This is a genomic window from Pseudomonas fjordensis (assembly GCF_976987115.1).
In genome coordinates, this window is record NZ_OZ336860.1 from 5,176,354 (window position 1) to 5,191,243 (window position 14,890).

Here is a 14,890-nt window from a genome sequence, read left to right on the forward strand (position 1 = left end):
CAAGACGCTGAACTGTGTCATTGATTGTATGAATCTTGCACCTAAGGCGTAGGCAGATACCCCGCCCAGCGGCGGATGAGCTATACAATGCAACCACCCTGAGCAAAGGAAGCCGCCATGAACCACAGCACCTTCTGGCTGACCGCGAACGACCACACCCGTCTGTACGTCAATCAATGGATGCCCGACATCCCGCCCAGAGCCGTGGTGATGCTCTCCCATGGCATGGCCGAGCACGGCGGCCGCTATGCACGCCTGGCGCAAGCATTGTGTGCGGCAGGCCTGGGTGTGTATGCACTGGACCAGCGTGGGCATGGCCGTACCGCAGAGGCCGGCACCGTTGGGCTGTATGCTGAGTCGGATGGCTGGAACAAAGTAGTGGGCGACCTGGCCAGCCTCAATCAGCACATTGGCCAACAGCATCCCGGGCTGCCGATCATCCTGCTGGGCCACAGCATGGGCAGCTATATCTCCCAGGCGTACTTGCTGCATCACAGCGCCAGCTTGCATGGCGCAATACTCAGCGGCTCGAATTTCCAACCGGTGGCCCTCTACCGTGCAGCGCAAATCATTGCGCGCATCGAGCGAGCGCGCCAAGGCCTGCGAGGGCGCAGTGCGTTGATCGACTTCCTGTCGTTCGGCTCATTCAACAAAGCCTTCAAACCCAATCGCACCGCCTTTGACTGGCTCAGCCGCGACCCGGTTGAAGTGGACAAGTACATCAACGACCCACTCTGTGGCTTTCGTTGCACCAATCAACTGTGGATCGACCTGCTGGGCGGCTTGCAGCAAATCAGCAAAGTCTCCAACCTGGCGCAGATCGATCCTGGCCTGCCGATCCTGGTGATGGGCGGCGATTGTGATCCGGTGAGTGAAGGCAAGCGTCTCAAGAACCTGGCCCACGCCCTGCGTGAAGCTGGCTGCCAGCACGTACAATTGACGCTCTACCCGCAGGCGCGCCATGAAGTGTTCAACGAAACCAACCGGGATGAAGTCACCGCCGACCTGCTGGCCTGGCTCGACCAGGCGCTGGCGTTGCGCAGGCCCGCCCGCTGCGAATAGTTTTTGCTTTAAAATCAGCCGATTAATTACCGTTAAGCCACAGGATGCACCTTGAGATGACCCAGGTAACCAACACCCCGTACGAAGCGCTTGAAGTGGGCCAGACTGCCAGCTTCAGCAAAACCGTCGAAGAGCGCGATATCCAGCTGTTCGCCGCCATGTCGGGTGACCACAACCCGGTGCACCTGGACGCCGAATACGCCAAGGCGACCATGTTCAAGGAGCGCATCGCCCACGGCATGTTCAGCGGTGCACTGATCAGCGCGGCGGTGGCCTGCGAGCTGCCTGGGCCGGGCACGATTTACATCGGCCAGCAGATGACCTTTCAGAAGCCGGTGAAGATCGGCGACACCCTGACCGTGCGCTTGGAAATACTCGAGAAACTGCCGAAGTTTCGCGTGCGCATTGCCACTCGGGTGTTCAACCAGCGCGATGAGTTGGTGGTAGATGGCGAGGCAGAGATTCTGGCGCCACGTAAGCAGCAAGTCGTGACCCTGACCGAATTGCCGCCGATCAGCATCGGCTGATCTGAATTCCAGCCTGTGCATTAAACAAATGTGGGAGCGGGCTTGCTCGCGAATGCGGTGTGTCAGTCAATACAACAGTGACTGATCCACCGCTTTCGCGAGCAAGCCCGCTCCCACACTAGGTCAAGCGTAGGTCGTACCTCAGGGCTTACGACTGAGCGCGAGCCTGGTTACGCAGGGCTTTTACCTGGTCGTGGTTGCGCTGTACACCGTGGTACTGACGCTCAACCAAGTCACGAATGCCCACCAGGTTGTGCTTGTTGATCTTCTCGATCGCTTCCTTGTAAGCCTTCAGTGCGTGGTCTTCACCGCGCTCGGCTTCGTTCAATACCGCCTCTTCGTCCTTGCCAGTGACCATCGACTTCACGTCGACCCAGCCACGGTGCAGGGCGCCGGCCATGCTGCCGGAATCTTCAGGATCGCCACCCAAGGCACGCACGGCAGTTTTCAGTTCTTCGGCAGCGGTACCGCAATCAACGGCACGCTTGGCAAACAGGGCCTTGAGTTCTGGATGCTTGATGTCTTCAGCGCATTCCTTGAAACCCTTTTGGCCGTCGATGCTGGTCTCGATCAGGTCGTTGAGTACGGAGATCGATTCTTTGTTGATATCAGTCATTTTTCAATTCCTTGTACGGGTTAGAAGGTTGCGTTGGTTATTGCAGCGCCCGTGCCAGGTTTTCAAAAATTATTTTTATGTTTAATTTCAACAAGTTACGAATTATTGAACCATCTGTATCTTGGTTATTTGCATGATCTGTCATTTGGCCTTCATGCAGAATGCCTGTATTTTCGAAGGCCTGGCCTCAACCCTGCGACGCTCATGAATCCCGAAAAACTCGAACTGCTGATCACCCGCCAAATGCCTTTCGGCAAATACAAAGGCCGGATCATTGCCGACCTGCCTGGGCCCTACCTTAATTGGTTCGCCCGTGAAGGTTTCCCCCACGGGGAACTGGGCGGTTTGCTGGCCTTGATGCAGGAAATCGACCACAACGGCCTGTCCGAATTGCTCGAACCGCTGCGCGCCAAACACGGTAAACCCGCCCCCCGCCACTAAAGAGATTCACCATGCCAAGGAATGCCGATAACGAAGCGCACTGGCAGGCCATCGCTCAGCGCTATGAGTGTGAGCCCGGCCCGATCAACCTGGAAAACGGCTACTTCGGGCGCATGAGCCGCGCGGTGCAGGCCCAATACCTTGAGCACATCAGCTTTATCAACCGCAGCAACGCGGTGCATGTGCGCCAGCGCTTTGAGCAGGGTGAAAACAACAAGATACGCCGCCAGTTGGCCGGGTTGATTGATGTCGACCCGGAGTCGGTCGCTTTCACCCGTAACGCCACCGAAGCCTTGCAGTCGCTGATCCGCAACTACAACCGCCTGCAACCGGGCGACCAGGTGCTGGTCAGCGATCTGGAGTACGACACGGTCAAAGGCGCCATGCGCTGGTTGGCAGCGAATCGCGGCGTGGAAGTGATAGAGGTGGCCCACACCCACCCGGCCACTTTCGACAGCCTGGTGCAGACTTACCACGACGCCTTCGCACAGTACCCGCGCCTGAAGCTCATGGCCTTGACCCATGTAACCCATCGCACCGGCCTGGTCATGCCGGTTGCGGCCATTGCCAAGGCCGCGCGCGAACGCGCAATCGACGTGATCCTCGACGGCGCTCACGCCTTGGGCCAGGTCGAATTCAACCTGGCCGACCTGGGCATTCAGTTCGCAGGCTTCAACCTGCACAAATGGATCGGTGCACCGCTGACCCTGGGCTTTTTGTACATCGCACCCGAGCGCCTGGCGGATATCGACCCGGACATGGGCGAGTCTCACTACCCAGCCACCGATGTGCGAGCGCGTACGTCCTACAGCACGCCGAACTTTCCGGCGCTGATGACCTTGCCCCTGGTGTTTGAAGAGCATCGACAGTTGGGTGGCGCTGCGGCCAAGGGCGCACGCGTCAATTACCTGCGCAACCTATGGGTAAACCAGGTACGGCCGCTGCCGGGGATTGAAGTGCTGACCTCGGATGACCCGCGACTGTACTGCGGGATCACAGCCTTCAAGTTCATCGGGCGTGATCAGCAGATGATGGTGGACAGGTTGCTCAAGGAGCACGGCCTGTTCACCACTACGCGCACGGGGGCGGCGTTTGGTACCTGCATTCGGGTGACGCCGGGGCTGGTGACGTCGGCGGCGGACATCAATGCGCTGGTCCACGCAATCACCCAACTAAACACCGATTAAAACTGTGGGAGCTGGCTTGCCTGCGATAGCGGTGTATCAGCCAAAGATGGGCTAACTGATAAATAGCTATCGCAGGCAAGCCAGCTCCCACCTTCAGAACGGCGATGTGTTTGAGGTTTTTACAGGCAAAAAAAAGCGGCACACCGACCAAGTGCGCCGCAAAAATGCCGTTAAGCACAGCAACAACGATTCTATAAATCAGTCCAGCAGCGCCAGCGCCTGGGCAGTGACTTCCTGGATACGCGCCCAGTCGCCGTTCTTCACCCACTCCGGATCCAGCATCCAACTGCCGCCCACGCACATCACGTTTTTCAACGCCATGTAGCTCTTGATATTGGCCGGGCCAACGCCGCCAGTCGGGCAGAATTTGACTTCGCCGAACGGGCCGCCCAGCGCCTTGATGGCGGCAACGCCACCGCTGACTTCAGCCGGGAACAGTTTGAAGCGGCGATAACCCAGGCCGTAGCCTTCCATGATGCCGGAGGCATTGCTGATGCCCGGCAGCAGCGGGATCGGGCTGTGCACCGAAGCTTCCAGCAAGTCACGGGTGATGCCGGGGGTGACGATAAATTGCGAGCCTGCCACTTCTGCCGCTTCGAGCATGTGACGATCAAGCACGGTACCGGCACCGGTGCACAACTCAGGACGTTGTTCGCGCAAGACCTGAATGGCTTTAAGGCCGAACTCGGAACGCAGGGTCACTTCCAGCGCGGTCAAACCGCCAGCGGCCAGGGCGTCGGCCAACGGCAGGATGTCCTGCTCGCGGGCGATGGTGATCACCGGCAGGATCCGCGCCTTGGCGCAGAGGCTGTCGATCAAGGCAACTTTATCCGCCATGGACACGGTCGGTTGAGGGCTTTTCATAGCGGCTGATCCTTGGCTCATGGGCACCAGTAAATCTCTAGAGTAGGTTGCAAAAACGCGCGAATCGGCATGGCAGCAACATCGTCGCTGGCCAAGGCGGCGCTCAAGGTCGTCAATTTCGAACTGCCGGAAATCGACAGCACGGTGTAGTCGGCCGTGGCCAGCAACGCACGACTCATGGTCAGGCGCTGGTGCGGCACAGTGGGCGCCAGCATCGGCCAGCAACGGCGGGTACCGTCGGCCTTCAGCGCTTCACTCAGGTTGGGGCTGTTGGGGAACAGCGATGCGGTGTGGCCGTCATCGCCCATGCCCAGCACCAGCACATCAATGGCTGGCAACTCGCCCAGCAGGCGATCGGCCTGCTCGGCAGCGTCTTCTAGGTTGGCGGCAGGGCTGTACAGGCTCAAGAACTTCGCCTTGGCCGCCGGGCCTTGCAGCAAGTGTTGCTTCAACAGGCCAGCATTGCTGTCGGCGTGTTCGACCGGCACCCAGCGTTCATCGGCCAGGGTGATGGTGACCTTGGACCAGTCCAGGCCCTGCTTGGCCAGGTTCTGGAAAAACGCCACGGGGCTGCGGCCACCGGACACCACCAACGTCGCCTCGCCACGGGCACTGATGGCCCCGCGCAGTTGCTCGGCCACGTCATTGGCCAGGCCATCGGCCAGCAGCGCAGGCGTACGGTACTCATGGGCAGTGACGCCCTGAGGCAGTTTCAATTCAGATATCGCCATACCACGACCTCCCATCCCGCGTGATCAGTGCAATGGAGCTCATCGGCCCCCAGGACCCCGCCGCATACGGCTTGGGCGCATCACCGGACTTTTTCCACCCGGCGATCAACTGGTCACACCACTTCCACGCGGCTTCGATTTCATCTTTGCGAACAAACAGGTTCTGATTGCCGCGCATCACTTCCAGCAACAATCGCTCGTAGGCATCGGGGATGCGTGCGCTGCGATAGGTATCGGAAAAATTCAGTTGCAGTGGCCCGCTGCGCAGTTGCATGCCTTTGTCCAGGCCCTGCTCCTTGGTCATCACACGCAAGGAAATACCTTCGTCCGGCTGCAGGCGGATGATCAGCTTGTTGCTGATCTGCAGGCGCTGCTCGGGGGCGAAGATGTAGTGGGACGGTTCCTTGAAGTGGATGACAATCTGCGACAGCTTTTGCGGCATGCGCTTGCCAGTACGCAGGTAGAACGGCACGCCGGCCCAGCGCCAGTTACGGATATCGGCACGCAGGGCAACGAACGTCTCGGTGTCGCTCTGGGTGTTGGAGTTGTCTTCTTCCAGGTAACCCGGCACGGCTTTACCGGCGCTGTAGCCGGCAATGTACTGGCCGCGCACCACTTGGGTAGTCAGGCCCTCGGGGCTGATCGGCGCCAGGGCCTTGAGCACCTTGACCTTCTCGTCGCGGATGCTGTCGGCGGACAGGTCGGCCGGCGGGTCCATGGCAATCAGGCAAAGCAGTTGCAACAGGTGGTTCTGGATCATGTCGCGCAGCTGGCCGGCCTTGTCGAAATAGCCCCAACGGCCTTCGATGCCAACCTGCTCGGCCACGGTGATTTCCACGTGGGAAATGTAGTTCTGGTTCCACTGGGTTTCGAAGAGGCTGTTGGCGAAACGCAGGGCGATCAGGTTCTGCACCGTCTCTTTGCCCAGGTAGTGGTCGATGCGGTAGGTGCGGTTTTCCGGGAAAAACTGCGCCACGGCGTCGTTGACCTTGCGCGACGACTCCAGGTCCGAACCGATGGGTTTTTCCAGCACTACGCGGGTATTTTCCGCCAGGCCGACCTTGGACAGGTTTTCGCAGATCGCGCCGTACACCGCCGCGGGGGTGGCGAAGTAGGCAATCAGGCGTTGATCGCTGCCGACCTTTTCGGCGAGGGCAACGTAGTCGTCGGCCTTCATGAAGTCGACATGCACATAAGCCAGGCGCGCGAGGAAACGCTGGGCCACGGCTTCGTCGAGTTCCTTGCCGACGTACTTACGCAATTCTTTTTCGATATGGGCCAGGTGTTGCTGCTCGGAGCCGGCTTCACGGGCCAGGGCCAGGATACGTGTGTCGTCGTGCAGCAACCCGGCGCCATCGAGTTGGTAAAGGGCAGGAAATAACTTGCGCAGCGCCAGATCACCCAAGGCGCCAAACAGGGCAAAGGTGCAGGGTTCCACGGTTATCGAAGGCATGATGTTTGTTCTTTTATCAAGTTAAGCTACAAATACCTTTTTTCAAGGCATCACTCAAGGAAAAATGTAGTAATAACCACAACATTTTCCGGAAATACGCATTGCGAGTGGTGGTGTTCAGCTACCCTCAGTAGGATAGGCCACCGCGAAAAGCCACTCATCGATTGGTTACCGCCTTTTTATTTGCATCGTCGCCCGAAGGAAAGACTGAATGGACCGCGTGCGAAATCTTCTGGAACAGATCCGGAACCGCCTCGAAGAATTGAACAAGGCCGAGCGCAAAGTCGCTGAAGTGATCCTGCTCAACCCGCAGCAGGCCACACGCTTCTCGATCGCCGCACTCGCCCAGGCCGCCTCGGTCAGTGAACCGACGGTCAACCGTTTCTGCCGTTCGTTCGGTGTCAGCGGTTACCCTGAACTTAAATTGCAGTTGGCGCAAAGCCTGGCCAGTGGCGCCGCGTATGTCAGCCGCGCCGTGGAGGCCGATGATAACCCCGAGGCCTATACCCAGAAGATCTTTGGCAGCGCCATTGCCTCCCTGGACAGTGCGTGCCAGGCCCTGGACCCGGCGCTGATCAGCAAGGCCGTGGACTTGTTGATCCAGGCACGGCAGATCCACTTCTTTGGCCTCGGCGCTTCAGCCCCCGTGGCCATGGATGCGTTGCACAAGTTCTTCCGCTTCAACCTGGCGGTGACCGCCCACGCCGACGTGCTGATGCAACGCATGATCGCCTCGGTGGCGCACACCGGTGAGTTGTTCGTGATCATTTCCTACACCGGCCGTACCCGCGAGCTGGTGGAAGTGGCGCGTATCGCTCGGGAAAACGGTGCATCAGTGTTGGGCGTGACCGCCGAGAACTCGCCGCTGGCCAAGGCCAGTACGGTGAGCCTGAACATCCCGTTGCCGGAAGACACCGATATCTACATGCCGATGACTTCTCGGATTATCCAATTGACGGTGCTGGACGTGCTGGCAACCGGCATGACCTTGCGCCGCGGGGTGGATTTCCAGCCGCATTTGCGCAAGATCAAAGAGAGCTTGAATGACAGCCGGTATCCGGTGGGGGATGAGTTCAACTAAATAGTCGGGCTCTATGCCAGCCGTTCCGGCCTCTTCGCGAGCAAGCCCGCTCCCACACTCGACTGCATTCCATAAGTGGAACTCGGTCTAATGTGGGAGCGGGCTTGCTCGCGAAGGGGCCATCAGCTACACCACTAAACTGCCGCCCGCGCCTGCAAACTCAAATGCGCCCTCTCCCCCGGCGCCAGGCTCGCCGCCGCCATCGCCGCCTCCACGCACACAAACCCCGACGCTTCGTTAAAGCTCACACCCAATAACGGCCGGCTCCCCGGGTGCCACACCACGGTGTCGGCAGTATCGCCCGTGTCGATGCACAGTTCGCGCTGCCAGGCGTGGTCCTTGAGCTGCAATTCACCCTCATGCTGGAACACCCGCTGGCATCCACCATCGACCCGCAATTCACCTTCCTGCTGGCAAACCTGGCGATTGAGCTGGTCATAACCTTGCGCCCCTTCGAGCCCAGACAGCGCTACCTCATCAACGTGACCAATACGCCAGTAAGCGTGCAATGCATGGCTCAACTGGCACGGCAGCTCGTCGTGATGCTCGGTACTCAGGCGCAGTTCCAAGGTGTCGCCCAGGTGCGCGTGCAAGTCCACCTGCCAGTCGCACAGTTGCAATTGCCAGTGCAGGCGCACGCCGTCGTCATCAGTGCTGCTGTCGAGCAGTTTCCAGTCGATCAAGCGGGCCCAACCGTGGGAAGGCCAGGCATTTTCGCTGGGGTGGCGGCCATACCACGGCCAGCACACCGGCACGCCGCCACGAATGGCGCCGACCTGCGGCCACTTGGCTGCGCACCACAGCCAGGGCTTCTGGCCGGTGGGCTGAAAATGCAACAGTTGCGCGCCCTGGCGACTGAACACCGCCTGGCACAGCGGATGGTCGATCACCAACACATCGCGCATCTGAAAGCGCTCCCAGGCGAACACCGGACGCTCGCGCAGGGATTTGAAAAAGCGTTGCAGCGGTTGCTCGTGCATGTGCCCAGGTCCCGAATATCACAGTGCCACGCAAAAAAAAGCGGATAGCCATGGCTACCCGCAAATGCGCACAGAGAGAGGAGCTTATCGCAACAGCGTTAGAACGTAGACTGAATTTTCAGGCCCGCTACCAGCGCGTTGTCGACTTTATCCACGCCACCAGGCTGAACAACGTACTGCAGGTTCGGACGCACAGTCAGCCAGTTGGTGACGTGGAAACCGTAGTTGAGTTCGACGTTGTATTCAGTCTCACGAATCGGCGTGTACAGCGGATTGTCGTAGTCGCTCACGCCCCTGGCGTCGTTGAGCAGCTCAGAGTTCTTCTTCACATCATTGTTGACATGCAGGCGAGCGACACCAATGCCGACGTCATCTTTTGGACGCGCGTCGAATGGGCCTTTGTACACCAGCATCAACGACTGGTAGTTGTCGACCAGGTTGGTTTCTTTGTCATGGAAGGTCGCGTTGGCTGCGATGTTCAGGCCACGGGAAGCGTCGCCGTTATGGGTGGTGAGTTGCTGTTGCGCAACGAACCAGTAGCCTTTCTTGCTGCTGCGGGTACGGAAGTCGGCGCCGCTGAGGACCGCATCGTTACCGTTGACGTCTTCACGTACATCCGGAGCATCGGCCGCACTTTTATAGAAGCCCACACGGTATTCGCCCGGCAGGTTATTAACCTTCGGCGACCAGACCAATTCCACCGGGATCACGGTGCCCTTGGTACCGCTACCGCTGAGTTTGAAGCCGTTGCCATGCTCCAACTGCGACGGGTTCTGGTTGTAGGCACCGATCTGCGCATACAGCTCAGGCGTGATGTTGTACTTCACGCGGATAGCGGCCTGGGCGACCGGCCAGTTGTACCAGGTATTGACGTAGTTACCGACCTGGGAGCCGCAGAACGACAGGTTCTGGAAGTCGCAAGGGAAGGTGTTGAAGTCTTCGCCCTCACCGAAGTAACCGAGCTTCACGTCCAGCTTGTTGTCGAACATCTGGTGCTGAATCCAGAACTGGGTCAGACGCACCATGTGGCCACGGCCATACACTTCTTGCGAGGAGCTCAAGGTGCCGGCACGCGGGTCGCCAATGCGGTCATTGGAGATGTTCTGGCCATTCCGGTTGGTCAACTGGATCTTGGCCTGGGTGTTATCCCAGCCCCACAGTTTTTGCAGGTCCAGTGCCACGCCCAGACCGAACTGGTCGGAGTAACGACCGGTCTTGTCGTCGTTGTAGCCGCCGTGGGCGTTGTAGCCCATCTCGCCCACGTAGTCGGCCTTGATGTCGATACCTTGCTCGATCAGCTTGGTACGCTCGCCGCCCCAATCGCCGGTCATCCACTTGGAATCGGCGCTGAATGCATCGGCCGCCATCGCATTGGCGGACAATACAAGGGCTGCTGCCGCTGACAGTTGGCAGATCAGCCGGGTGTTGTTGTGTTGCTTTTTCATCCCTACATCCTCGTCTTTATTGTTATTAAACTGTTTTTATCTAACGCGGGTTACATTTTTTAACTAAAACAATCACTTATCTTGCTTAACGGCCCTTGAACTGGGTCACATTGTCGGCATGCCCCTGTGCCGGCAATGAAGCCGCTGTGCCCAATCGCTCACCGGTCTTGGCGTCAAACAGCAATACCTTGGCCGGGTCGAACTGCAAGGTCAGGGTCTCACCCACTTGCGGTGCCACGTCCGGCGCCAAACGGCAGCAGACCTTGGTGTCGTTGAGCTGCACAAACACCAGGGTGTCCGGGCCGGTCGGCTCGGTTACCTGCACTTCGGCACGAATGCTCGACGAGCCATTACCCTCGCCCGCTGCCAGCACGATCTGCTCCGGGCGCAGGCCCAGGATCACATCGCGGTCTTCCAGCCCGGCGTCATTCATGCCCAGCGCCAACTCGCAACGGGCCTGGCCGCTGTCGAGCACCGCCACCAAATCACCGTTCTGGCGTTTTAGGCGCATGGGAACGAAGTTCATCGGTGGTGAACCGATAAAGCTTGCCACAAACAGGTTGGCAGGGTCGTTGTAAATTTCCTTCGGCGTGCCGAATTGCTGGATGATTCCGTCCTTCATCACCGCCACTTTGTCGCCCAGGGTCATCGCTTCGATCTGGTCGTGGGTCACGTAGACGGTGGTGGTTTTAAGACGCTGGTGCATCAGCTTCATTTCGGTACGCATCTCGACGCGCAGCTTGGCGTCAAGGTTGGACAGCGGTTCGTCGAACAGGTAGATCTTCGGCCGGCGCGCCAAGGCACGGCCCATGGCCACGCGCTGTTGTTGCCCCCCGGACAACTGGCCCGGCTTGCGGTTGAGCAAGTGCTCGATTTGCAGCAGCTTGGCCACGCGCGCCACTTCAGCGTCGATGTCGGCTTGCGGCATCTTGCGGATCTTGAGGCCGAACTCGATGTTCTCGCGCACGCTCATGGTTGGGTACAACGCGTAGGACTGGAACACCATGGCGATGTCACGGTCCTTGGGGCTCATGCCGCTCACGTCTTGATCACCGATCATGATCGCGCCGCCGGTGATGGTCTCAAGGCCGGCGATGCAGTTCATCAGCGTGGATTTACCACAACCCGACGGGCCGACCAGGATGAGGAACTCGCCTTCCTTGATCGACAGTTCGATGTTCTTCAAGGTGTCGGGCAGGCCGGCGCCATAGGTCTTGTTTACATTGCGAAGTTCAAGCGTAGCCATGATTACCCCTTGACCGCGCCGGCCGTGAGGCCGCGCACGAAATACTTGCCTGCGATCACATAGACCAGCAGGGTCGGCAGCCCGGCGATCATCGCCGCCGCCATATCCACGTTATATTCCTTGGCCCCGGTGCTGGTGTTGACCAGGTTGTTCAGCGCCACCGTGATGGGCTGGGAGTCGCCGCTGGAGAACACCACACCGAACAGGAAGTCGTTCCAGATCTGGGTGAACTGCCAGATCAGGCAGACCATGATGATCGGCGTCGACATCGGCAGGATGATCCGGCGGAAGATGGTGAAGAACCCCGCTCCGTCCAGGCGTGCGGCCTTGATCAGCGCATCCGGGATGCTCACGTAGTAGTTACGGAAGAACAGCGTGGTGAACGCCAGGCCGTAGACCACGTGGATAAACACCAGGCCGGTGGTGGTGCTGGCCAGGCCCATCTTGCCGAGGGTGAACGACGCGGGCAGCAGCACGGTCTGGAACGGCAGGAAGCAGCCGAACAGCAGCAGGCCGAAGAACAACTGCGAACCGCGAAAGCGCCAGAACGACAGCACGTAGCCGTTCAAGGCGCCAATGGCGGTAGAGATCAGCACAGCAGGAACGGTGATCTTGATCGAGTTCCAGAAGTAGCCATCCACAGTGGCCCAGGCCTTGACCCAGCCGATGCCGCTGACCACGGTGGGCCAGCTCAGCAGGTTACCGGTGCTGATGTCTTCCGGGGTCTTGAAGCTGGTGAGCAACATCACCACCAGCGGCACCAGGTACAGCAGCACCGCCAGGATCAGCACCGCGTAGATCGCGATGCGGCTCAGGCTGATGGCAGGTTTGGCGGCGAGACTAGTCATTGCGCTTGGTCCTCAGCTCGGAATACAGGTACGGCACGATGATCGCGAGGATCGCACCGAGCATCAGGATTGCACTGGCCGAGCCCATGCCCATCTGGCCGCGACTGAAGGTGAACGAGTACATGAACATCGCCGGCAGGTCGGAGGAGTAGCCCGGGCCGCCTGCGGTCATTGCCGCCACCAGGTCGAAGCTCTTGATCGCAATGTGCGCCAGGATCATCACTGCACTGAAGAACACCGGACGCAGGCTGGGCAGCACCACGCTCCAGTAGATACGCGGCAGGCTTGCGCCGTCGATCTGCGCAGCACGAATGATCGATTGATCAACGCCGCGCAGGCCAGCGAGGAACATCGCCATGATAAAGCCGGAGGCTTGCCACACAGCGGCGATCACCAGGCAGTAGACCACGCGGTCCGGGTCGATCAGCCAATCGAGACGAAAGCCTTCCCAGCCCCAGTCCCGCAGGAGTTTGTCCAGGCCCATGCCCGGGTTGAGCAGCCATTTCCAGGCGGTACCGGTGACGATCATGGAGAGCGCCATCGGGTACAGGTAAATGGTGCGGATAAAGCCTTCGCGGCGGATTTTCTGGTCGAGGAAAATCGCCAGCAGCACACCGATCACCAGGGTGATGCCGATGAACATGCCGCCGAACACGGCCAGGTTCTTGCTCGCCACCCACCAGCGGTCGTTATCGAACAGCCGCTGATACTGCGCCAGGCCCGCCCATTTGTAGCTGGGCAGGAACGTCGAGGTGGTGAACGACAGCACGAACGTCCACAGGATGTAGCCATAAAAGCCCACCAGCACGATGAACATGCTCGGCGCCAGCACCAGTTTAGGGAGCCAGCGCTGCAGCACATCGAATGGCGAGGCCTTGCTGAACACAGCAACAGAACTCATGGGAAAATCCAGTACAGGGAAAAAGGACTATCAGCAGAACCGAACCCTGTAGGAGCGAGCTTGCTCGCGAAGGACTTCAACGATAACGCGTGCATACAGGATGAACGCGGTGACCTTGAGTTTTTCGCGAGCAAGCTCGCTCCTACAGTGGCTGTGTTACTTGGCCGACTTGATCGCCGCGCCAAGCTTCTTGGCGGTGTCGGCCGGGTCGGCTTTCGGGTCGTTGATGAAGTTGGTCACGACATCAAAGAACGCACCCTGCACTGCCAGGGTCGTGGCCATGTTGTGGGCCATGCTTGGCTGCAGGCCACCGGTCTTGGCGTCGGCCAAAAAGTCCTTGGCGGCGGTCTGGGCGCAGGAGTCAAAACCGTAGGATTCCATCTTGGTCAGCATGTCGTTACGCACAGGGATAGAACCCTTGTTGATGCTGAACACCTTCTGGAAGTTTTCACCCAGCACGACTTTGGCGATGTCCTGCTGGCCCGCAGCAGTGCCTTTGTCTTTCTGCTTGAACACCGCCAGGGAGTCGATGTTGTAGGTGAAGGCTTTGTCGGTGCCCGGGAACGCTACGCACTCATAATCCTTGCCGGCGACTTTCTTGGCCGCAGTCCATTCGGACTTGGCCCAGTCACCCATGATCTGCATGCCGGCCTTGCCGTTGATGACCTTGCCAGCTTCCAGGTTCCAGTCCTGGCCCTTGCCGTCGACGTCCATGTAGGTCGCGACTTTCTTCAGCTCGGTGAGGGCCTTGACCATCTCTGGGCCAGTCAGGGCGCCGTTATCAAGGTCGACCAGGGCTTTCTTGTAACCATCAGCACCCATGACCGAGAGCACCACTGCTTCGAACACGGTGCTGTCCTGCCAAGGCTGGCCGCCGTGGGCGAGCGCAATGAAGCCTGCGGCCTTGAGCTTGTCGCCGGCTGCGTAGAATTCTTCGAGGGTAGTTGGGTTCTTGGTGATGCCGGCTTTCTTGAAGACTTCCGGGTTGATCCACAGCCAGTTTACGCGGTGGATGTTCACCGGCACGGCGACGTAGTCACCGTCGTATTTCACGGTGTCGGAGACTTTCTTGTCGAGCAGCGAGTCCCACTTTTCTTCTTTGGCGACGTCTTTGAGCACGTCGGTGTCGAGCAGGCCAGTCGACGCCCATTCCTGGATGTCGGGGCCTTTGATCTGGGCAACGCCTGGCGGGTTGCCAGCGACCGCGCGGCTTTTGAGCACGGTCATGGCAGTGGCGCCACCGCCGCCTGCTACAGCACCGTCTTTCCAGGTGAAGCCGTCTTTCTCAACTTGGGCCTTCAGGACATCCACAGCCGCTTTTTCACCGCCGGAGGTCCACCAATGCACCACTTCCACCGTACCTTTGGAGTCGGCGGCAAATGCACTGAGGGGGAACAACGAGGCAATGGAAATAGCGACGGCGAGGCGATTAATCGCGTTCATCTGAGTACCTTTTCTTGTTGTTATGCATGCAAGTCTAGAGCTTGCGCTGCACGGAGTTTAAACAT

At 59.2% G+C, this 14,890-nt stretch carries 15 protein-coding genes; 5 read left to right on the forward strand and 10 right to left on the reverse strand.

The annotated features are described in order from the left end of the window. The first annotated feature begins 117 nt into the window (after nt 1-117). The gene (locus ACWHXD_RS23610; protein ID WP_138763568.1) at nt 118-1,062 is read left to right on the forward strand and encodes an alpha/beta hydrolase; all 945 of its coding nucleotides are present in this window, start codon (nt 118-120) and stop codon (nt 1,060-1,062) included. Between the two features lie 56 nt (nt 1,063-1,118). Then, nucleotides 1,119-1,589, forward strand: a complete 471-nt coding sequence (locus ACWHXD_RS23615) for a MaoC family dehydratase (protein WP_003193747.1) — start codon at nt 1,119-1,121, stop codon at nt 1,587-1,589. A gap of 148 nt (nt 1,590-1,737) precedes the next feature. Here the strand turns inward: ACWHXD_RS23615 and ACWHXD_RS23620 are convergent, their stop codons facing one another. Next, a complete protein-coding gene (locus ACWHXD_RS23620; RefSeq protein ID WP_020303130.1) occupies nt 1,738-2,205 on the reverse strand; it encodes a ferritin-like domain-containing protein in 468 nt (155 codons plus the stop codon). A gap of 204 nt (nt 2,206-2,409) precedes the next feature. On the opposite strand from ACWHXD_RS23620, the gene ACWHXD_RS23625 reads away from it, so the two are divergent. Together ACWHXD_RS23625 and ACWHXD_RS23630 are read left to right on the forward strand one after the other, a co-directional pair. Beyond that, nucleotides 2,410-2,646, forward strand: coding sequence for a DUF3820 family protein (locus ACWHXD_RS23625; protein WP_008056784.1), 237 nt, complete (start codon nt 2,410-2,412; stop codon nt 2,644-2,646). 11 nt (nt 2,647-2,657) lie between these two features. Further along, nucleotides 2,658-3,833 carry an aminotransferase class V-fold PLP-dependent enzyme gene (locus tag ACWHXD_RS23630; RefSeq protein WP_138763567.1) on the forward strand — a complete coding sequence of 392 codons (1,176 nt, stop codon included), beginning with the start codon at nt 2,658-2,660 and terminating at the stop codon, nt 3,831-3,833. 198 nt (nt 3,834-4,031) lie between these two features. Here ACWHXD_RS23630 and ACWHXD_RS23635 read toward each other — a convergent pair whose 3' ends face one another. The 3 genes from ACWHXD_RS23635 to zwf are packed head-to-tail and all read right to left on the reverse strand — an operon-like array spanning nt 4,032 to nt 6,881. Continuing rightward, a complete protein-coding gene (locus ACWHXD_RS23635; protein ID WP_026067364.1) occupies nt 4,032-4,697 on the reverse strand; it encodes a bifunctional 4-hydroxy-2-oxoglutarate aldolase/2-dehydro-3-deoxy-phosphogluconate aldolase in 666 nt (221 codons plus the stop codon). Nucleotides 4,698-4,714: 17 nt separating this feature from the next. After that, the gene (pgl, locus tag ACWHXD_RS23640) at nt 4,715-5,428 is read right to left on the reverse strand and encodes a 6-phosphogluconolactonase (protein ID WP_032895576.1); all 714 of its coding nucleotides are present in this window, start codon (nt 5,426-5,428) and stop codon (nt 4,715-4,717) included. After that, nucleotides 5,415-6,881, reverse strand: a complete 1,467-nt coding sequence (gene zwf, locus ACWHXD_RS23645; protein WP_032895575.1) for a glucose-6-phosphate dehydrogenase — start codon at nt 6,879-6,881, stop codon at nt 5,415-5,417. The genes pgl and zwf overlap by 14 nt, the downstream gene beginning before the upstream one ends. A gap of 220 nt (nt 6,882-7,101) precedes the next feature. Here zwf and ACWHXD_RS23650 point away from each other — a divergent pair, with 220 nt between their 5' ends. Further along, nucleotides 7,102-7,962 carry a MurR/RpiR family transcriptional regulator gene (locus ACWHXD_RS23650; protein WP_169856377.1) on the forward strand — a complete coding sequence of 287 codons (861 nt, stop codon included), beginning with the start codon at nt 7,102-7,104 and terminating at the stop codon, nt 7,960-7,962. A 134-nt stretch (nt 7,963-8,096) separates the two neighbouring features. Here ACWHXD_RS23650 and ACWHXD_RS23655 read toward each other — a convergent pair whose 3' ends face one another. From ACWHXD_RS23655 to ACWHXD_RS23680, 6 genes are all read right to left on the reverse strand, one after another. Beyond that, complete coding sequence (locus ACWHXD_RS23655; RefSeq protein WP_032895574.1) at nt 8,097-8,942, reverse strand: D-hexose-6-phosphate mutarotase; 846 nt, start codon at nt 8,940-8,942, stop codon at nt 8,097-8,099. A gap of 98 nt (nt 8,943-9,040) precedes the next feature. Continuing rightward, on the reverse strand, nt 9,041-10,387 hold the full coding sequence (locus ACWHXD_RS23660) for a carbohydrate porin (protein ID WP_003193760.1): 1,347 nt from the start codon (nt 10,385-10,387) through the stop codon (nt 9,041-9,043). Nucleotides 10,388-10,472: 85 nt separating this feature from the next. Next, on the reverse strand, nt 10,473-11,633 hold the full coding sequence (locus ACWHXD_RS23665; protein ID WP_044267736.1) for an ABC transporter ATP-binding protein: 1,161 nt from the start codon (nt 11,631-11,633) through the stop codon (nt 10,473-10,475). 2 nt (nt 11,634-11,635) lie between these two features. Continuing rightward, a complete protein-coding gene (locus tag ACWHXD_RS23670) occupies nt 11,636-12,481 on the reverse strand; it encodes a carbohydrate ABC transporter permease (RefSeq protein ID WP_003193763.1) in 846 nt (281 codons plus the stop codon). After that, nucleotides 12,474-13,382 carry a carbohydrate ABC transporter permease gene (locus tag ACWHXD_RS23675; RefSeq protein ID WP_003193765.1) on the reverse strand — a complete coding sequence of 303 codons (909 nt, stop codon included), beginning with the start codon at nt 13,380-13,382 and terminating at the stop codon, nt 12,474-12,476. Before ACWHXD_RS23675 ends, ACWHXD_RS23670 begins: the two co-directional genes overlap by 8 nt. Nucleotides 13,383-13,538: 156 nt before the next feature. Beyond that, nucleotides 13,539-14,825: an ABC transporter substrate-binding protein gene (locus ACWHXD_RS23680; RefSeq protein ID WP_003193767.1), complete on the reverse strand. Its 1,287-nt coding sequence runs from the start codon at nt 14,823-14,825 to the stop codon at nt 13,539-13,541. Nucleotides 14,826-14,890 lie beyond the last annotated feature (65 nt).